This window comes from Kluyvera ascorbata (assembly GCF_023195735.1).
Classification (GTDB): Bacteria; Pseudomonadota; Gammaproteobacteria; order Enterobacterales; family Enterobacteriaceae; genus Kluyvera; species Kluyvera ascorbata.
The window spans coordinates 4,315,056-4,333,255 of record NZ_CP096201.1 but is presented as its reverse complement, the minus strand read 5'-3'; the positions used below and the strand labels follow the sequence as shown (position 1 = coordinate 4,333,255).

Here is an 18,200-nt window from a genome sequence, read left to right as displayed (position 1 = left end):
AACGGGGCGAAAGCCCCGTTATTTATTTCAGCGTGCAGTCACCGCACTGTTGAACGTCCGGGAGGCGGTAACGCTGACAGCAGGTACGACGTACCAGAAGCCCGTCACGTAATACGACGGTGCGCCATAAAGGGTTGTCCTGACCATCACCCAACGTTTTGGCGAAGAAGCAGCGTTGGCGTAGCTCGTTAACCTGCTCTTCACCCAACAACGTTTTCATTTCACCGAGATACCAGTTAATCAGATACCCGGTATTGCTCCAGATGAGCTTGCCGTTGATGTCCCCCGTGGCTTCCAGCGCCTGGACCACCGGCATTAATGCCTGAATGACCAGGTCATCCATGCGGTCGATGGCGGGCTTCTGGCTGATGCGCAGGTCGGGTTCAACGTCAATCCAGAAGCAGGCTGCACGGCCCGTTTCGTGAAACTCAACGTGGAAGTTATCAGAGCTAAGCGACAGGGCTGATTTTTCCGTCAGCAGCGCGAGCATTAAAGGGGGGACCAGCAGGCCGATATACCACTGCGCCCAGAGGGAAATCAGCGGTTTATTTTCTCGTGGCTGAGTGGGCTGATTGCGATAAATATGGTCGGAATACACCGCCAGCAACGAACTTAACTCCGTTGGCTTAGCCCATTCATTGAGCGTTTTGGCGCAATCAGGCGCCGTTTCATCCAGGCGGAACAGTTCCAGCAAATGCGGGCGCAGTTCAGTTATCTTGGCACGCACCGACTCAGCGAACGTGCTTTCCTTTGCAGGAAGCGGTGTGCGCCAGATAAGGTCATCAGCAATCGGTGCGGAGCGATAGGCCATAGATAAGCTAGTTATAAATCTAAATGATAATGATTAGCAATCCTAGCTATAGATAAAAGTTAGCGCAAGAAGTTTGTCTCTTGCGCTGGCTTTTTGTGAACTTAAACGGCAGGAGCCTGCTCGTAGGTCAGGATGTTGTTGCGGCCCATGTTCTTCGCCTCATACAGCGCTTTATCCGCTCTCTGCATGGCCAGTTCGATATTGCTATCTTCCAGTGGCGCGACCCCTATGCTGATGGTGACGTGTGTGGCGACGCTTGCGTTAAACATATGTGGAATACGGAGGTCGTACACCTGCTGGCGAATGCGCTCAGCGGTTTGCATGGCGGTATCAACATCACAATGCGGTAGAACCACCATAAACTCTTCGCCACCAAAGCGCGTCACAATATCGCGTGAGCGAACGGCGTTACGAATAGCCGCTGAAACGCGCATCAGAGCCTGGTCACCCATCATATGGCCGTAGTGATCGTTATAGGCCTTGAAATGGTCGATATCTAGCAGCAGGACGGAGTGCCGTGCCTCCCCTATAGACATCAGCGAGTCCAGGCGGAACTGAAACCCACGACGGTTATAGAGCCCAGTAAGCGGGTCGAGCATGCTCAGACCATTCAGGGTCTCCCGCTCTTCCAGCAGTTTATACATCAATCCTTGAGCAAACTTATCGTTTCGTCGCTGAATGACGTGCTGAATAGCAATACCTATTAATGGTAGCGCCATACAGTAAGCCATCCTCCACCACTCATTTGTTGGACTTGTTATCAGGCAAACAATAAATGTTGGCAACGAATGTAGAGAGAAGGCAACGATATTATTTGAAAACGCAATTGTTCCGACAAATATCACGCTAAATAGCGCAATCATTTGAAAATTGTCATTTGGTAAAGCGAGTACCAAAGTTTTACTTAAAATATGCCAGCCCCACAGGCAGCCGAATACAGCCGAAATTATTGGTAGATTCGGCCGGATACTGGCATATCGCCAGTTCCACACTAGCAGCACGCAGCTGCCCACCGCTATCAGCATTGCGGGTAGAGGAAAAATATTAACGTCATAAATCGGGCTGAAGACAGAGAGCGTCGACGAGACCAGATTCAAAAACAAAAATAGCCGGAACGTTAGCTGATATTTTTGCGCACGCAGGGTGCGCCAGGATTGTACAGTCATTGTTGAATGTTGTAGTCAGCCTTTAATATATAAGTAAGTGCATCAAAAACAAGAATAAAGCATGAGTAAAAGCGCGCAAATTCTTTATATTAGACATGATATTTTTGTACACGTTATCACCATACAATATACATGTCATTAATGATTATGAAACCTTAGCTTATAAGCAGACAAATAACAAAAAATGTCATATGATATTGGTAATCATTATCATTTAGATGGGCGCAATCATGTGGCAAAGAACGCTAGGCAGTGGCTGGGGAGGACTGATTTCTGGGGGAGCTATCGCCATTCTCAGTACGATGGGGCTATCCGTCGATGTATGGCGTGGGATGATCGTGTGTGGGCTGCTGCTGAGCGGAGCGATGATCTGGCATCGTCGTTTGCGACATTTTGTACTACTGCCATCATGCATTGCATTTGTTAGCGGTCTTGTATTGATTACGATGAATTTAAAGCTAATGGGATGAATGCAGGAAAGGGAAAATCAGAGAGGGAACGAGGAGTCTGGTGCGAGGGGGGGGACTCGAACCCCCACATCCTAAGGACACTAACACCTGAAGCTAGCGCGTCTACCAATTCCGCCACCTTCGCACAGATTATCTCGTTTCTTTTGTTATATCGCTTCGTTGGTGCGAGGGGGGGGACTCGAACCCCCACATCCTAAGGACACTAACACCTGAAGCTAGCGCGTCTACCAATTCCGCCACCTTCGCACACTGCGAACGATATAACGTGGTTTATGGTGCGAGGGGGGGGACTCGAACCCCCACATCCAAAGGACACTAACACCTGAAGCTAGCGCGTCTACCAATTCCGCCACCTTCGCATACCATTGACTCTTTATGAAAGAATCATTACCACGGGGCCGAATTCTAGAGATTTTACGCTGGGCGTCAACAGTTAATTATCGAACTCGGCGCGATTGCCGAAAAAAAAGGCGTTTCTTCGGTTATGGGGAGTTTATGTAGGCCGGATAAGCGATAGCGCCACCCGGCGCTGCTCGGTGTCACGCCGGATGGCGGCGTAAACGCCTTATCCGGCCTACATGAGTTAGGCTTTTTTAGCCTGACGAGTCAAAACGGTACGGTACACTTTAAAACGGCCAGTCTGGGCAATCACTTCGTGGAAACCAAACATTTCGTCCAGCACAGCCGGATACGGCAGGAAGGCGTTCGCAACAATACGCAGCTCACCGCCGCTGTTCAGGTGACGAACGGCGCCGCGGATCAGCGTTTGCGCGGCATCCAGGCTGGTTTGCATCCCATCATGGAACGGCGGGTTGGAGATAATCATGTCGAAGCGACCGTTAATCTCAGAGAAGACGTTACTGGCGATGACTTCGCCTTCAAAGCCGTTTGCCGCGAGCGTTGCACGGCTGGCTTCAACGGCTGAAGCGCCCACGTCACACAGCGTCAGGCGTACTTTTGGTGAATGGCTGGCAAGGGTTGCCGCCAGTACACCAGCGCCACAGCCAACGTCCAGCACTTTGCCTTTGGTATGTGGGGTGAGGGTAGAAAGCAGCAACTGGCTCCCCACATCAAGACCGTCGCGGCTGAATACGCCAGGCAGGGTTTTGATGGTCAGGTTATCCAGCTGGTATTCGCCCCAGAAGCTTTCGGCATCGAAGGATGGCTGTTTTTCCAGGCGACCGTGATACAGGCCGCAGCGACGCGCGCTGTCGACTTTATTCAGTGGTGCGTATTCGGCCAGTATCTGCTCGGCGCTACGCACGCCGCTGCGGTTTTCGCCGACAACGAAAATATCGGTACCGACCGGCATCAGAGACAGAATGTTCATCAGCTGGAACTGCGCTTCCGGCTTATTTTTCGGCCAGTAGTAAATCAGGGTGTCGCAATCCGCAACGTCCTCAGCTTGAGCGACCAGGCTAAAACGTACGTTGTTGCCCATCTGGCGGCTCAGTACCTGCCAGTGGTGAAACTGTTGGGTATGTGCACGGCTTGCCGCGGTATCCAGACGTGCGGGCAGGTCATCCTGCAGATCGCCGGCAAAGAAAATACGGCTCTGTTCGAAATCATCACTGTGGCGCAGCAAGACTTCACTTGCCGGGGTAAAAGCAGACATGAATTAATCCTCAATAAACTTAGGCGGGGATTATAGTGTGTAATTGGCGCAGTTTCGATGAATTTGCTATATTTGCGCCCTTGATAGACAGGAGCGTTTCACATGACATCCCGGCGAGACTGGCAATTACAACAGTTGGGTATCACCCAATGGGCATTACGTCGCCCTGAGGCACTGCAGGGTGAAATTGCGATTACGCTTCCGCCGCATGTAAAACTGGTGATGGTGGCCGAGACGTTACCTTCGCTCACCGAGCCGCTGATTAGCGATATTCTCCGCGCGCTGTGTCTGACGCCGGATCAGGTTTTACCGCTGACGCCGGACCGTGTCGCGATGCTGCCTCAGGACAGTCGCTGTCACTGTTGGCGCCTTGGGAACGACACGCCTGTCACGCTAGAAGGCGCGGTGATTTCGACACCGCCATTTAATGAACTGCAAGCCAGCGCGCCAGCGCGTGCTGCACTTTGGCAACAAATTTGCACCCATGAACACGATTTCTACCCTCAGCACGACTGATTTACCCCGCGCCTTTCAAATTGAAACGCGCGCGCATGCCTTTCCCTGGAGTGAAAAAACCTTCGCCAGCAATCAGGGTGAGCGCTATCTGAACCTCCAGATGTCAGTCGACGGTGAGATGGCCGCGTTCGCCATTACTCAGGTGGTGCTGGATGAAGCGACGTTGTTCAATATTGCCGTAGATCCCGCGTATCAGCGTCGCGGTCTGGGGCGTGAGCTGCTGGAACATCTTATTGATGCCCTGGAAGCGGCTGGCGTGGTGACGCTGTGGCTGGAAGTTCGCGCTTCGAATCACGCGGCCATCGCGCTGTATGAAAGCTTAGGCTTCAATGAAGCGACCATTCGTCGCAACTATTACCCCACGGCGGAAGGCCGTGAGGACGCCATCATTATGGCGCTGCCCATTAGTATGTAAGACAAGGTGAAAAGATGAAGAAGTGGGACTGGATTTTCTTCGATGCCGACGAAACGCTGTTTACGTTTGACTCGTTTAGCGGCTTACAGCGGATGTTTCTCGACTACAGCGTGACCTTTACCGCGGAAGATTTCCAGGACTACCAGGCGGTCAACAAGCCGCTGTGGGTTGACTATCAGAATGGCGCGATTACCTCGCTTCAGCTTCAGCATCAGCGTTTTACCAGCTGGGCGGAGCGTCTGAACGTTCATCCCGGCGACCTGAACGATGCCTTTATGAACGCGATGGCTGAAATCTGCGCCCCGCTGCCGGGTGCGGTTTCGCTGCTGAACGCCCTGAAAGGCAAGGTGAAGATGGGCATCATCACCAACGGCTTTACGTCACTTCAGCAAATTCGTCTGGAGCGTACCGGGCTTCGCGAACACTTTGATCTGCTGATTATTTCTGAAGAAGTGGGCGTGGCAAAACCGGATCGCCGGATCTTTGACTATGCCCTGGAACAAGCCGGTAATCCGGACCGTTCCCGCGTGCTGATGGTCGGCGATACCGCCGAGTCCGATATTAGCGGTGGTATGAACGCCGAGTGGGCAACCTGCTGGCTGAACGCGCACCAGCGTCCGCTGCCGGAAGGCATTACGCCTGACTGGACGGTGACCTCATTGCATGAACTGGAGTTACTCCTGTGTAAACAGTGATTGCCAGCCCCCCTTTGATGGGTAAAATAGCCGCAATTTTTTCGTATTCAACATGCGCGGTGCGAAACCGTGCTTACTCAAGAAGATTGAATTATGACGTTGTCTCCTTATTTGCAAGAGGTGGCCAAGCGCCGCACTTTTGCCATTATTTCCCACCCGGATGCCGGTAAAACGACAATCACCGAAAAGGTGCTGTTATTCGGACAGGCTATTCAGACTGCCGGTACGGTAAAAGGCCGTGGCTCCAGCCAGCATGCAAAATCTGACTGGATGGAAATGGAAAAGCAGCGTGGTATCTCCATTACCACCTCCGTGATGCAGTTCCCGTATCACGACTGCCTGGTGAACCTGCTGGACACCCCGGGGCACGAAGACTTCTCCGAAGATACCTACCGTACCCTGACGGCGGTGGACTGCTGTCTGATGGTTATCGATGCCGCAAAAGGCGTCGAGGACAGGACTCGTAAGCTGATGGAAGTTACCCGTCTGCGCGATACGCCGATCCTGACCTTCATGAACAAACTCGACCGTGATATCCGCGATCCGATGGAAGTGCTGGATGAAGTTGAGCGCGAGCTGAAAATCGGCTGTGCGCCGATCACCTGGCCAATTGGCTGCGGCAAGCTGTTCAAGGGCGTTTATCACCTCTATAAAGACGAAACCTACCTGTATCAAACCGGTAAAGGCCACACCATTCAGGAAGTGCGTATTGTGAAAGGTCTGAACAGCCCGGAACTGGATGCCGCCGTTGGTGAAGAGCTGGCGCAGCAGCTGCGCGACGAGCTGGAGCTGGTGCAGGGCGCTTCTAACGAGTTTGATAAAGAGCTGTTCCTGGCCGGTGAAATCACCCCGGTCTTCTTCGGTACCGCGCTGGGTAACTTCGGCGTTGACCATATGCTCGACGGTCTGGTGGAGTGGGCGCCTGCGCCGATGCCGCGTAAAACCGACACCCGTCTGGTGGAAGCGCAGGACGAGAAGTTCACCGGTTTTGTCTTTAAAATTCAGGCCAACATGGACCCGAAACACCGTGACCGCGTAGCGTTCATGCGCGTTGTGTCCGGAAAATATGAAAAGGGCATGAAACTGCGTCAGGTACGTATCGGTAAAGACGTGGTGATTTCCGACGCGCTGACCTTTATGGCAGGTGACCGTTCGCACGTTGAAGAAGCCTACCCGGGCGACATCATCGGCTTGCACAACCACGGCACCATCCAGATTGGTGACACCTTCACCCAGGGTGAAATGATGAAGTTCACCGGTATCCCGAACTTCGCACCAGAACTGTTCCGTCGTATTCGCCTGAAAGATCCGCTCAAGCAGAAACAGCTGCTGAAAGGCCTGGTTCAGCTTTCCGAAGAGGGTGCGGTGCAGGTATTCCGTCCTATCTCTAACAACGATCTGATCGTTGGTGCGGTGGGCGTGCTGCAGTTTGACGTGGTGGTTGCGCGTCTGAAAAGCGAATACAACGTGGAAGCTATCTACGAATCGGTTAACGTCGCGACGGCCCGCTGGGTTGAGAGCAAAGACGTGAAGAAATTCGAAGAATTCAAACGTAAAAACGAAGTTCAGCTGGCGCTGGATGGCGGCGATAACCTGACCTATATCGCCCCAACCATGGTGAACCTGAACCTGACTCAGGAACGTTATCCTGAAGTTGAGTTCCGCAAAACTCGCGAGCACTAAAATCCCCTGCAGGGTGCGGCATCCGCTGCACCCTGACACTTTTCCTTCCTAATTAGCCGCTTACGGAAAGTTCTTAATTCCTTCTCTTTTTGCGCTAACTGTCTGTTTTTTGCTCAGCGAAGCGGGCGGTTTCAAAATTGTGATCTATATTTAACAAAGCGATGACATCTACGTTGGCTTTAAATGCTGATAATTCGCCTTGGTTAAGCGCTTAAAGCTAACGTTTATTTCTATCGCAATATTAATAACTGGCTCAGAGCGCAATCTCGCGGTGTTTGATGACCCTGGTGGATTCAGGGAAGCCGTGAGAAGTATGCGAGCAGGGAGTTTTTACCCTATTCAGCAATGCAACCTGCGTGTTGCTAGTGCTCGGATGATGAGCAATACATACAGGAATATATTGATGACGATGAAAAAACTGACAATCGCTAAAACGCTGCTTGCCGTGATGCTGACCTCCGCTGTTGCCACCGGTGCTGCCTATGCCGAAACCTCGACCATGGATAAGGCTCAGGCGAGTGCGGAAAGCGCAGGGAATAAAGTGGGTAGCTTTATGGATGACAGCACCATCACCGCGAAGGTAAAAGCCGCGCTGGTGGATAACGAGAGCATCAAGAGTACCGATATCTCGGTGAAAACAGACAAAAAAGTCGTGACCTTGAGCGGCTTTGTCCAGAGCCAGGCTCAGGCCGAAGCGGCCGTTGCGGCGGCGAAAGCGGTTGAGGGCGTCGCCTCTGTCAGCGATAAGCTCCACGTTCGCGACAGTAAAGAAAGTTCGTTGAAAGGGTATGCCGGTGATACCGCAACGACCAGCGAAGTGAAAGCCAAACTGCTGGCCGATAACATCGTCCCTTCACGTAACGTGAAAGTTGAGACGACAGATGGCGTGGTACAGCTTTCAGGTACCGTGAAATCTCAGGCGCAGAGCGATCGTGCTGAAAGCATTGCCAAAGCCGTTGAAGGCGTGAAAAGCGTCAAAAATGATCTGAAAACGCAGTAATAAGTGGTGATTTTGTCTGCTGACATTTGGCAGCAGACAAAATGTGCACCACACTAAAAATAGTGCATATGAGTGGCACGAGCCCTCATAGCAAGCGGTCGACATTAACTATGGTAAAGGAGAAGCTTATGTTTCGTTGGGGCATTATATTTCTGGTTATCGCGTTAATTGCCGCCGCATTAGGATTTGGTGGACTGGCAGGTACGGCTGCGTGGGCAGCAAAAATCGTGTTCGTTGTGGGGATTATCATCTTCCTGGTGAGTCTGTTTACCGGGCGTAAACGCCCCTAGAACGTTACGCGTCAACTAGCATGACATCAAAGCCAGTCCAGCGGACTGGCTTTATTAGTTTTAGCCGACCTGAAATTAGGCTACTTTGTAAGTCTGGTGAATAAAAAACAGGTAGGCAGAGGTGGGGCAGCGTATACCCGTCACGCTTGGCAATATTGCACCATTATCGCTGAGTCGTTTCAAACCCGGCCGTACGGCACTGGTTTGTGAAGGGGGAGGACAGCGGGGAATTTTCACCGCTGGAGTGCTTGATGAGTTTATGCGGGCACAGTTCAATCCCTTCGATCTCTATTATGGCACCTCTGCGGGCGCACAAAATCTTTCCGCCTATCTGTGTAACCAACCGGGGTACGGGCGCAAAGTCATCATGCGCTACACCACTCGGCGGGAGTTTTTCGACCCGGTACGTTTTGTCCGCGGCGGCAACCTTATCGATCTTGACTGGCTGGTCGGGTCGACCGCTGGGCAGATGCCGCTCGCCATGGAAACCGCCGAACGCCTGTTTGAGTCGGGAAAATCCTTTTATATCTGCGCCTGTCGAAGCGATGACTATACCCCCAGCTACTTTTCGCCCACCAGGCAGAACTGGCTCGATATTATTCGGGCGTCCAGCGCGATTCCTGGTTTCTATCGCCCCGGCGTTGCGCTGGATGGCGTCAGCTACCTTGATGGCGGCGTGAGCGATGCAATTCCGGTGCGCGAGGCGGCAAAACAGGGGGCCAAAACGCTGGTAGTGATTCGTACTGTTCCATCGCAAATGTATTACACACCGCAGTGGTTTAAACGTATGGAGCGCTGGCTGGGTGAAAGTAGCCTACAGCCGCTGGTGAACCTGGTGCAGCACCATGAAACGACCTACAGTGAAACCCAACAGTTTATTGAGAACCCGCCGGGTAAGCTGCGTATTATTGAAATCTACCCGCCGAAACCGTTGCTGAGTATGGCGCTAGGCAGCCGCATCCCGGCACTGCGTCAGGACTACAAAACAGGGCGTTTATGCGGACGTTACTTTCTGGCGACCATTGGTAAACTGTTAGCGGAGAAACCACCGCTAGTGCGCCACCTCAAACAAGGCCGTGCTATTCCTCCGGTTCCCGTGGTGGAGGATATGCCCGACGTTGCGATGAACGACGTGCCGCCAGTAAACGATACACTCTTTGATGATAAGGATCTGGCGTGAACGGCCGTTTTATTGATACCCATTGCCACTTCGATTTCCCTCCCTTTACCGGTGACGAAGAGGCGAGTATTCAGCGTGCGGCTGCCGTTGGCGTGAACAAGATAATTATTCCCGCTACCGAAGCCGACAACTTCCCTCGCGTGCTGGCGCTGGCCGAACGGTTTCCTCCGCTGTATGCCGCCGTTGGGCTGCATCCGATTGTGGTAGAACGGCACAGCGATGAGAGTCTGGCGCAGCTGGAAGCCGCTATCGCCCTGAAGCCAGCAAAATTGGTGGCGGTGGGGGAAATTGGTCTCGATCTCTACCGGGAGAACCCACAGTTTGAACGTCAGCAGTCCCTGCTGGACGAGCAGCTGCGCTTGGCGAAGCGTTACGATTTGCCGGTTATCCTGCATTCGCGGCGCACCCATGACAAGCTGGCGCTGCACCTGAAGCGACATAATCTGCCGCGAACCGGCGTGGTACACGGCTTTGCCGGTAGTTTCCAGCAGGCGGAACGCTTCGTCCAGTTAGGCTATAAAATCGGTGTGGGGGGAACTATCTCCTATCCTCGCGCCAGTAAAACCCGCGATGTGATGGCGCAACTGCCGCTGTCCTCGCTGGTTCTTGAAACCGATGCGCCGGATATGCCGCTCAATGGCTATCAGGGGCAGCCCAACCGCCCGGAGCGGGTTGCTGAGGTATTTACTCATCTCTGCTCGCTACGACATGAATCTCCTGAGGAAATTGTCACAGCGCTGCTGGAAAATACCCATGCACTCTTTGGATTGTCATGAAGTGACGTAGATCTCATTAATCATCATTCAGTCGTTACTGTTGCGTAAAACCTGTGACATTTAGCAAAAAAGATAATTACGGAACGTTATAATCGCCGCGATTGGTTTGCCGTAATTATTATATTTTTCAATACACAGGGAATCTGTATGCAAATCCTCATGGGACTCATCGGCATGGTGGTGTTGCTCGCCATTGCCTTACTTCTCTCCAGTAATCGTAAAGCGATTAACCTCCGAACCGTACTGGGTGCCTGGTTGTTACAGGTGGGCATCGGTGCATTAATCCTCTATGTTCCTGCCGGGCGCAAAGTCCTGCTGGCGATGTCCGAAGGCGTGGCCAACGTGATTGCCTACGGTAACGAAGGTATCGGCTTCCTGTTTGGCGGGCTGGTCTCTGACAAGATGTTTGAAGTCTTCGGCGGTGGCGGCTTCGTGTTTGCGCTGCGGGTGCTGCCGGTTATCGTCTTCTTCTCCTCGCTGATTGCAGTGCTGTACTACATCGGCATCATGCAGTTTGTGATTCGTATTCTGGGCGGTGCGCTGCGTAAGGTGCTGAAAACCTCACGTACCGAATCACTTTCTGCCACGGCGAATATCTTTGTCGGCCAGACCGAAGCGCCGCTGGTAGTGCGTCCATATATCGCCACTATGACCCGTTCTGAACTGTTTGCGGTGATGTGTGGTGGCCTGGCTTCGGTGGCGGGCTCCGTACTGGCGGGCTACGCGCAGATGGGCGTGCCGCTGGAGTACCTGATTGCGGCCTCGTTTATGGCGGCGCCGGGCGGCCTGCTGTTTGCCAAAATCATCATTCCGGAAACGGAAACTCCCCATGACTCACCAACGCTTGAGAAAGATGCGAAAAACCCGGATGCGCCTGCGAACGTGCTGGATGCCGCGGCATCAGGTGCAGCATCCGGTATGCAGCTCGCGCTGAACGTGGGGGCCATGCTGCTGGCGTTTATTGCGCTGATTGCGCTGCTGAACGGTATGCTTTCTGGTATCGGCGGCTGGTTTGATTATCCGGAACTGTCGCTGCAGTTGATTCTCGGCTGGATCTTCTCACCGCTGGCATGGGTGATAGGCGTGCCGTGGAGCGAAGCGACGGTGGCGGGTTCCTTTATCGGCCAGAAGCTGGTTATCAACGAATTCGTGGCCTATATGAACTTCGGCGAATACCTGAAGGCGGACGCTGAAGTGGCAGCGGCTGGTCTGCAGGTTATCTCCAACCACACCAAAGCGATTATCTCCTTCGCCTTGTGCGGCTTTGCGAACCTCTCCTCAATTGCGATTCTGATTGGTGGCCTGGGCAGCATGGCGCCAAATCGTCGACAAGAAATCGCGCAGCTTGGCCTGAAAGCGGTTGCCGCCGGGACGCTCTCCAACCTGATGAGCGCCACCATCGCGGGCCTGTTCCTCGCCCTATAAGTACAGCGCCGGAGGGATAAGCCTCGTTATTCCTCTGGCCTGTAGCGCCTGGCTGACGGCCTCAACGTCCGTTGGCCCGGCGCTACCCCACAATTTTGCCTCACCGTAAACGCCATGCGCGTGAAAGGCGTTCAGACGAATGGGCACATCTCCGAGTTCGGTAATAAAGGCACTCAGCGACTCCGCCTCCTCCAGATAATCACTGTGCTCAGGGATGACCAGCAGCCGTAGCTCCGACAGCATGCCGTGCTGAGCCAGCCACTGAATGCTCTGTTTAATTCGCGCGTTGCCGCGCCCGGTCAGTGCCTGGTGGCGGTCGCTATCCCAGGATTTTAAATCGACCATCACCCCGTCGCACACGGGCTGTAGCTTCTCCCAACCGCTTATCGGTAGCTCACCGTTGCTGTCGACCAGACAGGTCAGGTGCGAAAGGGCAGGCGTGGATTTCAGCGCCTGGAAGAGGGCGATGACGAACGGTAACTGCGTGGTCGCTTCGCCACCGCTGACGGTTATGCCCTCAATAAACGGTGCGACCTGCGTGACCTGCCGAAGCACCTGCTCAACGCTCATGGTCTGCGCCATCGGCGTGGCCTGCTGCGGGCAGATATGCAGACAGGTATCGCACTGCTGGCATATGTCCGCGCGCCAGATGATTTTCCCGCCATTCACACTTAATGCCTGGTGCGGGCACTGCGGCACGCACTCACCGCAGTCGTTGCAGCGCCCCATCGTCCACGGGTTATGGCAGTTCTTGCAGCGCAGATTGCACCCTTGCAGGAACAGGGCCAGGCGGCTGCCGGGCCCATCGACGCAGGAGAACGGGATGATTTTACTGACTAAAGCGCATCTGCTGTTCATGACTCACGACACGAGGTTGACGTTCCAGGATACGCGTGTTGCGGGCCGCTTCTTCGCCCAGCCACGTGGTGTTGGTGCGGGAGCCTTCATCACGGTATTTTTGCAGGTCGGACAGGCGCACCATGTAGCCGGTGACGCGCACCAGATCGTTGCCGCTGACGTTGGCGCTGAATTCTCGCATTCCCACTTTGAACGCGCCGAGGCAGAGTTGCATTACCGCCTGCGGGTTACGTTTCACGGTTTCATCCAGGGTCAGAATATCGCTGATCCCCGCGGTGTAGTGGGCGTGATGCGGCGCGACGGCCAATAAATGACTAATAGGATCCGGCTCATCGCCATAAGGCAGACGAGCGCCCGGCGTGGTGCCAATATCTGAGCTGATACCTGACTGAGCGTGCAGCAGTGCGCGCTGCTGCCAGCCGTACTGTACTGGCGTACGGGCGACGAAGTTGGCAAGCTCGGCGCTAATGCGGTAGGCCAACTGATTGGCCTGCTCATCCTTGCCGTAGCGTCCGGCAATCCCCTCGCGTTCGCACAGCAGGTTAACCGCCTCGGCGAGCGAGTAGATACCAAACATGGGTACAAAACGATCCGGGTCGATCAACCCTTCGCTCACCAGGAAGCTATTCTCAAAGAAGTGCGACTGCTCGTAGAGGAAGCGACAGCGGGCATCGATGATATCGATTTGCAGCTGGCAGTAGCGTGGCAGCACGTTCGTGAAGAAGTCATCGACTGATTCGCTGCGCTGAGCCACCTGCTGGAGGTTCAGGCGTACCAGCGTGCTGCCGCCGCCGGCAAGCGGCAGCGAGTTGTAACAGCTTACGATGCCATATTGACCATTTGTGAATATTTTATCATTTACCGGCCCGTTGGCGATGTGTGGCTTACTGCACTCACAGATATTTTGTGCCACCTGTAACAGTAAATCATCCGGCGTAATTTCCGGGTCGTAGATAAAAGTCAGATTTGGCGCAACCTGCTTTAGCTCTGCATCTGCGCGTAAAATGGCGCGCGTGATAGGCGTATCGTGCGGGCCGATGTTCACGTGGGTGAAGGCATCTGGCAGCGTGCGGTCGAGATAGCGCCAGAAACGTTTTATTCGAATATCAATTTCATCTTGTGTTAGAATTCTAACATAAGGTGATAGCAGCGTATCAAGATGACCGAGGTAAACCGGCATCGCCGTCACCGAAGGGACGTGATGGTAGAGAATGGTCAGCAGTGAAAGGGCATCGTCCAGATCTTCGGCGCCCTCAAGCTCCAGCCATTCGGAACCGTTAGCCAGAAAACGCGCGTAGTCCGGTAGCACGTAACGCGGTTTATACGGCGCATGCCCTTCATACATATCGCAAATAACGCCGTCGGCCATCGCCGCCCGCGCTTCCTCAGAGAGCTCTGGGTACGGCAGGGCGTTTTCGGCCTCCAGGGCCAGAAAATGACGTTTCTGTTCCGGGGTTAACACGGAGCTTGTCACAATTTGCTGGCAGTGTTGCAGCAGCGATGAATCATTCGATGTTGGCATGTTCGGTTCCTCAGACGAGTGATAGGCGGAGTGTATGAAAAATGATGAGACCGTCTTTTGATCCCAGCGGTTGAAGTGGCGTTTTAGCTTCCATTTCTGGTGTAAAAATTTGATGCGTGTCTCGTTATTGTTATGCAATTTTGTACGAAGTTTTCACTAAGTGTGATGAAAGTCGAAGTGTGAACGCGGGGCGGTGTTACAATAGTCACAGACCCGCAAGGTAACGATTTACACGGCAATACGCCGTCGGAGAGAAAAATGACTGATTTAAAGGCAAGCAGCCTGCGTGCGCTGCAGTTGATGGACTTAACTACCCTGAATGAAGACGATACTGACGCGAAAGTGATCGCGCTGTGTCATCAGGCGAAAACGCCGGTGGGCAACACCGCCGCTGTCTGCATCTATCCGCGTTTCATTCCGATTGCGCGTAAAACGCTGAAAGAGCAGGGAACCCCGGACATCCGCATCGCCACCGTCACCAACTTCCCGCACGGTAACGACGACATTGAGATTGCGCTGGCGGAAACCCGCGCAGCCATCGCTTACGGCGCTGACGAAGTTGACGTGGTCTTCCCATACCGCGCGCTGATCGCCGGTAACGAGCAGGTTGGTTTTGATCTGGTGAAAGCCTGTAAAGACGCTTGTGCCGCGGCAAACGTGCTGCTGAAAGTGATCATCGAAACCGGTGAACTGAAAGAAGAAGCCCTGATTCGTAAGGCCTCTGAAATCTCCATCAAAGCCGGCGCTGATTTCATCAAAACCTCTACCGGTAAAGTGCCGGTGAACGCGACCCCAGAAAGCGCGCGCATCATGATGGAAGTTATCCGTGATATGGGCGTACAGAAAACCGTGGGCTTCAAGCCAGCGGGCGGCGTTCGTACTGCAGAAGACGCACAACTGTTCCTGTCTATCGCTGACGAACTGTTCGGTGCGGACTGGGCTGACTCCCGTCACTACCGCTTCGGCGCTTCCTCTCTGCTGGCTAGCCTGCTGAAGGCGCTGGGCCACGGCGACGGTAAGAGCGCTAGCAGCTATTAATGCATTATCGTAGCCCGGACGAGGCGCATGCGCGCCGACTCCGGGATCTCCCTGGCGGCGCTACGCTTGGCCGGGCTACAGGAACGTAGCGCGGGCGCAAGCTCGCTGCATTTAACCTGATTAATCAGGAGGGTACCTTGTTTCTCGCTCAAGAAATTATTCGCAAAAAACGTGATGGCCACGCGCTGAGTGATGAAGAAATTCGTTTCTTTATCAACGGGATTCGTGACAACACCATCTCTGAAGGGCAGATTGCCGCGCTGGCGATGACCATTTTCTTCCATGATATGAGCATGCCGGAGCGTGTCTCGCTGACCATGGCGATGCGAGATTCAGGCACCGTCCTGGACTGGAAGAGCCTCAACCTCAACGGCCCGATTGTCGACAAGCACTCTACCGGCGGCGTAGGTGACGTCACTTCGCTGATGCTTGGCCCAATGGTCGCAGCCTGCGGTGGCTATATTCCGATGATCTCCGGTCGCGGTCTCGGCCATACCGGCGGTACGCTCGACAAGCTTGAAGCCATTCCAGGCTTCGACATCTTCCCGGACGACAACCGTTTCCGTGAAATTATTAAAGACGTGGGTGTGGCGATTATTGGGCAGACCAGCTCGCTCGCACCGGCGGACAAACGTTTTTACGCCACCCGCGACATTACCGCGACGGTGGACTCCATCCCGCTTATCACCGCCTCCATTCTCGCCAAAAAGCTGGCAGAAGGTCTCGATGCGCTGGTGATGGACGTGAAAGTCGGCAGCGGCGCGTTTATGCCAACCTACGAACTCTCTGCTGCACTGGCGGAAGCGATCGTGGGCGTATCCAACGGTGCCGGCGTGAAAACGACGGCGCTGCTCACCGACATGAACCAGGTGCTGGCCTCCAGCGCAGGTAACGCTGTAGAAGTGCGCGAAGCCGTGCAGTTCCTGACCGGTGAATACCGCAACCCGCGTCTGTTCGACGTTACCATGGCGCTGTGCGTTGAGATGCTGATCTCCGGCAGGCTCGCCAAAGACGACGCCGAAGCGCGCGCCAAACTGCAGGCCGTGCTCGACAACGGCAAAGCCGCGGAGATCTTTGGTCGCATGGTGGCAGCACAGAAAGGTCCAACCGATTTCGTTGAAAACTACGCGAAATATCTGCCAACAGCGATGCTGAGCAAAGCCGTCTATGCTGATACCGAAGGTTTTGTCAGCGCGATGGACACCCGCGCGCTGGGCATGGCGGTGGTTTCTATGGGCGGCGGTCGTCGCCAGGCTTCTGACACCATCGATTACAGCGTTGGCTTCACCGACATGGCTCGTCTGGGCGACAGCGTTGACGGACAACGTCCGCTGGCGGTGATCCACGCGAAAGATGAAACAAGCTGGCAGGACGCGGCGAAGGCCGTGAAAGCGGCAATTAAACTGGACGATAAAGCGCCTGAAATTACGCCAACCGTCTATCGTCGCATCACCGAATAGTTATATACTGATCTGATCGCTTTTTTGCAGCGCAAGATGTATGGAGAACAAGATGAAACGTGCATTTATTATGGTGCTGGACTCCTTTGGGATTGGTGCAACGGAAGATGCTGACCGCTTTGGCGATGTTGGCGCAGATACCATGGGTCACATTGCAGAAGCCTGTGCCAAAGGCGAAGCTGACAATGGCCGTAAGGGCCCGCTGAATTTGCCTAACCTGACCCGCCTGGGTCTGGTGAAAGCGCATGAAGGTTCCACCGGCAAAATCGCTGCTGGCATGGACGGTAACGCGGAAGTGGTAGGCGCATACGCCTGGGCGCATGAGCTCTCTTCCGGTAAAGATACGCCGTCCGGTCACTGGGAAATCGCGGGTGTGCCGGTACTGTTCGACTGGGGCTACTTCAGCGACCACGAAAACAGCTTCCCGCAGGAACTGCTGGATAAACTGGTTAAGCGTGCCAACCTGCCGGGCTACCTCGGTAACTGCCACTCTTCCGGTACCGTGATCCTCGATCAACTGGGCGAAGAGCATATGAAAACCGGTAAGCCGATTTTCTATACCTCTGCTGACTCAGTGTTCCAGATTGCCTGTCACGAAGAGACCTATGGCCTGGATAAACTCTACGAGCTGTGCGAAATCGCGCGCGAAGAGCTGACCGAAGGCGGCTATAACATTGGCCGCGTTATCGCGCGTCCGTTTGTAGGCGACAAAGCGGGTAACTTCCAGCGTACCGGTAACCGCCACGACCTGGCCGTTGAGCCACCGGCCGCGACCGTTTTGCAGAAACTGGTTGATGAAAAACACGGTCACGTGGTTTCCGTCGGTAAGATTGCGGACATCTATGCCAACTGCGGTATCACTAAAAAAGTGAAAGCGACCGGTCTGGATGCACTGTTCGACGCCACCATCAAAGAGATGAAGGAAGCGGGTGATGAGACTATCGTCTTCACCAACTTCGTTGACTTCGACTCTTCATGGGGTCACCGTCGCGATATCGCTGGCTACGCTGCTGGTCTGGAACTGTTCGACCGCCGTCTGCCGGAGCTGATGGAGCTGGTGGGTGAAGATGACATTCTGATCCTCACCGCTGACCACGGCTGCGATCCAAGCTGGACCGGTACTGACCATACCCGTGAGCACATTCCGGTGCTGATCTACGGCCCGAAAGTCAAACCGGGTTCGCTGGGTCACCGTGAAACCTTCGCGGATATCGGCCAGACGCTGGCGACCTACTTCGGTACGTCCCCAATGGAATACGGCAAAAATATGCTGTGATTAT

General features: G+C 54.1%; 18 protein-coding genes and 3 tRNA genes. 13 read left to right on the top strand and 8 right to left on the bottom strand.

All coding sequences use genetic code 11. The features are described 5' to 3' along the window. Positions 1 to 22 precede the first annotated feature (22 nt). Together fhuF and MY052_RS20695 are read right to left on the bottom strand one after the other, a co-directional pair. Positions 23 to 811: a siderophore-iron reductase FhuF gene (gene fhuF, locus MY052_RS20700; RefSeq protein ID WP_035893335.1), complete on the bottom strand. Its 789-nt coding sequence runs from the start codon at positions 809 to 811 to the stop codon at positions 23 to 25. 101 nt (positions 812 to 912) lie between these two features. Then, positions 913 to 1,977 carry a GGDEF domain-containing protein gene (locus tag MY052_RS20695; RefSeq protein ID WP_123651540.1) on the bottom strand — a complete coding sequence of 355 codons (1,065 nt, stop codon included), beginning with the start codon at positions 1,975 to 1,977 and terminating at the stop codon, positions 913 to 915. 230 nt (positions 1,978 to 2,207) lie between these two features. Between MY052_RS20695 and MY052_RS20690 the strand changes: the two genes are divergently transcribed. Continuing rightward, positions 2,208 to 2,447: a DUF1435 domain-containing protein gene (locus MY052_RS20690; RefSeq protein ID WP_202216559.1), complete on the top strand. Its 240-nt coding sequence runs from the start codon at positions 2,208 to 2,210 to the stop codon at positions 2,445 to 2,447. A 38-nt stretch (positions 2,448 to 2,485) separates the two neighbouring features. Here MY052_RS20690 and MY052_RS20685 read toward each other — a convergent pair. The 4 genes from MY052_RS20685 to rsmC form a co-directional block, all read right to left on the bottom strand. Beyond that, a tRNA-Leu gene (locus MY052_RS20685) sits at positions 2,486 to 2,571 on the bottom strand. A 36-nt stretch (positions 2,572 to 2,607) separates the two neighbouring features. Next, a tRNA-Leu gene (locus tag MY052_RS20680) sits at positions 2,608 to 2,693 on the bottom strand. A gap of 27 nt (positions 2,694 to 2,720) precedes the next feature. Next, positions 2,721 to 2,806 (bottom strand) — tRNA-Leu (locus MY052_RS20675). A 224-nt stretch (positions 2,807 to 3,030) separates the two neighbouring features. Continuing rightward, entirely contained in the window at positions 3,031 to 4,062 is a 1,032-nt protein-coding gene (gene rsmC, locus MY052_RS20670) for a 16S rRNA (guanine(1207)-N(2))-methyltransferase RsmC (protein ID WP_248537762.1), read from the bottom strand. Positions 4,063 to 4,164: 102 nt separating this feature from the next. Here rsmC and MY052_RS20665 point away from each other — a divergent pair, with 102 nt between their 5' ends. From MY052_RS20665 to MY052_RS20625, 9 genes are all read left to right on the top strand, one after another. Continuing rightward, positions 4,165 to 4,578, top strand: a complete 414-nt coding sequence (locus MY052_RS20665; protein ID WP_248537761.1) for a DNA polymerase III subunit psi — start codon at positions 4,165 to 4,167, stop codon at positions 4,576 to 4,578. Then, on the top strand, positions 4,547 to 4,993 hold the full coding sequence (rimI, locus tag MY052_RS20660; RefSeq protein WP_035894552.1) for a ribosomal protein S18-alanine N-acetyltransferase: 447 nt from the start codon (positions 4,547 to 4,549) through the stop codon (positions 4,991 to 4,993). Before MY052_RS20665 ends, rimI begins: the two co-directional genes overlap by 32 nt. 14 nt (positions 4,994 to 5,007) lie before the next feature. After that, positions 5,008 to 5,688 carry a pyrimidine 5'-nucleotidase gene (gene yjjG / locus MY052_RS20655; protein WP_248537760.1) on the top strand — a complete coding sequence of 227 codons (681 nt, stop codon included), beginning with the start codon at positions 5,008 to 5,010 and terminating at the stop codon, positions 5,686 to 5,688. A 93-nt stretch (positions 5,689 to 5,781) separates the two neighbouring features. Beyond that, positions 5,782 to 7,371: a peptide chain release factor 3 gene (gene prfC / locus MY052_RS20650; RefSeq protein ID WP_035894554.1), complete on the top strand. Its 1,590-nt coding sequence runs from the start codon at positions 5,782 to 5,784 to the stop codon at positions 7,369 to 7,371. A gap of 403 nt (positions 7,372 to 7,774) precedes the next feature. Beyond that, a complete protein-coding gene (gene osmY / locus MY052_RS20645) occupies positions 7,775 to 8,371 on the top strand; it encodes a molecular chaperone OsmY (protein ID WP_202216556.1) in 597 nt (198 codons plus the stop codon). A gap of 128 nt (positions 8,372 to 8,499) precedes the next feature. Next, positions 8,500 to 8,661 (top strand): DUF1328 domain-containing protein, encoded by a 162-nt coding sequence (locus tag MY052_RS20640; protein WP_064547200.1) that lies wholly within the window; start codon positions 8,500 to 8,502, stop codon positions 8,659 to 8,661. Between the two features lie 121 nt (positions 8,662 to 8,782). Next, complete coding sequence (locus tag MY052_RS20635; RefSeq protein WP_035894556.1) at positions 8,783 to 9,841, top strand: patatin-like phospholipase family protein; 1,059 nt, start codon at positions 8,783 to 8,785, stop codon at positions 9,839 to 9,841. Continuing rightward, positions 9,838 to 10,617 (top strand): metal-dependent hydrolase, encoded by a 780-nt coding sequence (locus MY052_RS20630; RefSeq protein ID WP_202216555.1) that lies wholly within the window; start codon positions 9,838 to 9,840, stop codon positions 10,615 to 10,617. Before MY052_RS20635 ends, MY052_RS20630 begins: the two co-directional genes overlap by 4 nt. 147 nt (positions 10,618 to 10,764) lie before the next feature. Beyond that, entirely contained in the window at positions 10,765 to 12,042 is a 1,278-nt protein-coding gene (locus tag MY052_RS20625; RefSeq protein WP_123651533.1) for a NupC/NupG family nucleoside CNT transporter, read from the top strand. On the opposite strand, the gene MY052_RS20620 is transcribed toward MY052_RS20625, so the two are convergent. After that, the gene (locus MY052_RS20620) at positions 12,037 to 12,900 is read right to left on the bottom strand and encodes a YjjW family glycine radical enzyme activase (protein WP_248537759.1); all 864 of its coding nucleotides are present in this window, start codon (positions 12,898 to 12,900) and stop codon (positions 12,037 to 12,039) included. The two genes, MY052_RS20625 and MY052_RS20620, sit on opposite strands and share 6 nt — an antisense overlap. Then, positions 12,872 to 14,422 (bottom strand): YjjI family glycine radical enzyme, encoded by a 1,551-nt coding sequence (locus MY052_RS20615; protein ID WP_248537758.1) that lies wholly within the window; start codon positions 14,420 to 14,422, stop codon positions 12,872 to 12,874. The genes MY052_RS20620 and MY052_RS20615 overlap by 29 nt, the downstream gene beginning before the upstream one ends. A 258-nt stretch (positions 14,423 to 14,680) precedes the next feature. On the opposite strand from MY052_RS20615, the gene deoC reads away from it, so the two are divergent. From deoC to deoB, 3 genes are all read left to right on the top strand, one after another. Then, entirely contained in the window at positions 14,681 to 15,460 is a 780-nt protein-coding gene (deoC, locus tag MY052_RS20610; protein ID WP_035894562.1) for a deoxyribose-phosphate aldolase, read from the top strand. 137 nt (positions 15,461 to 15,597) lie between these two features. Continuing rightward, on the top strand, positions 15,598 to 16,920 hold the full coding sequence (deoA, locus tag MY052_RS20605; RefSeq protein WP_248537757.1) for a thymidine phosphorylase: 1,323 nt from the start codon (positions 15,598 to 15,600) through the stop codon (positions 16,918 to 16,920). Between the two features lie 52 nt (positions 16,921 to 16,972). Continuing rightward, the gene (gene deoB, locus MY052_RS20600; RefSeq protein ID WP_035894564.1) at positions 16,973 to 18,196 is read left to right on the top strand and encodes a phosphopentomutase; all 1,224 of its coding nucleotides are present in this window, start codon (positions 16,973 to 16,975) and stop codon (positions 18,194 to 18,196) included. The last annotated feature ends 4 nt before the right edge of the window (positions 18,197 to 18,200 follow it).

Bases quoted from the DNA above. Each gene is read 5' to 3' on its own strand.
- MY052_RS20620 (WP_248537759.1), bottom strand. From the start codon at position 12,900: ATGAACAGCAGATGCGCTTTAGTCAGTAAAATCATCCCGTTCTCCTGC.
- MY052_RS20640 (WP_064547200.1), top strand. From the start codon at position 8,500: ATGTTTCGTTGGGGCATTATATTTCTGGTTATCGCGTTAATTGCCGCC.
- fhuF (WP_035893335.1), bottom strand. From the start codon at position 811: ATGGCCTATCGCTCCGCACCGATTGCTGATGACCTTATCTGGCGCACA.
- rimI (WP_035894552.1), top strand. From the start codon at position 4,547: ATGAACACGATTTCTACCCTCAGCACGACTGATTTACCCCGCGCCTTT.
- deoB (WP_035894564.1), top strand. From the start codon at position 16,973: ATGAAACGTGCATTTATTATGGTGCTGGACTCCTTTGGGATTGGTGCA.
- MY052_RS20625 (WP_123651533.1), top strand. From the start codon at position 10,765: ATGCAAATCCTCATGGGACTCATCGGCATGGTGGTGTTGCTCGCCATT.
- prfC (WP_035894554.1), top strand. From the start codon at position 5,782: ATGACGTTGTCTCCTTATTTGCAAGAGGTGGCCAAGCGCCGCACTTTT.
- MY052_RS20690 (WP_202216559.1), top strand. From the start codon at position 2,208: ATGTGGCAAAGAACGCTAGGCAGTGGCTGGGGAGGACTGATTTCTGGG.
- MY052_RS20615 (WP_248537758.1), bottom strand. From the start codon at position 14,422: ATGCCAACATCGAATGATTCATCGCTGCTGCAACACTGCCAGCAAATT.
- rsmC (WP_248537762.1), bottom strand. From the start codon at position 4,062: ATGTCTGCTTTTACCCCGGCAAGTGAAGTCTTGCTGCGCCACAGTGAT.
- MY052_RS20665 (WP_248537761.1), top strand. From the start codon at position 4,165: ATGACATCCCGGCGAGACTGGCAATTACAACAGTTGGGTATCACCCAA.
- MY052_RS20695 (WP_123651540.1), bottom strand. From the start codon at position 1,977: ATGACTGTACAATCCTGGCGCACCCTGCGTGCGCAAAAATATCAGCTA.
- deoC (WP_035894562.1), top strand. From the start codon at position 14,681: ATGACTGATTTAAAGGCAAGCAGCCTGCGTGCGCTGCAGTTGATGGAC.
- osmY (WP_202216556.1), top strand. From the start codon at position 7,775: ATGACGATGAAAAAACTGACAATCGCTAAAACGCTGCTTGCCGTGATG.
- yjjG (WP_248537760.1), top strand. From the start codon at position 5,008: ATGAAGAAGTGGGACTGGATTTTCTTCGATGCCGACGAAACGCTGTTT.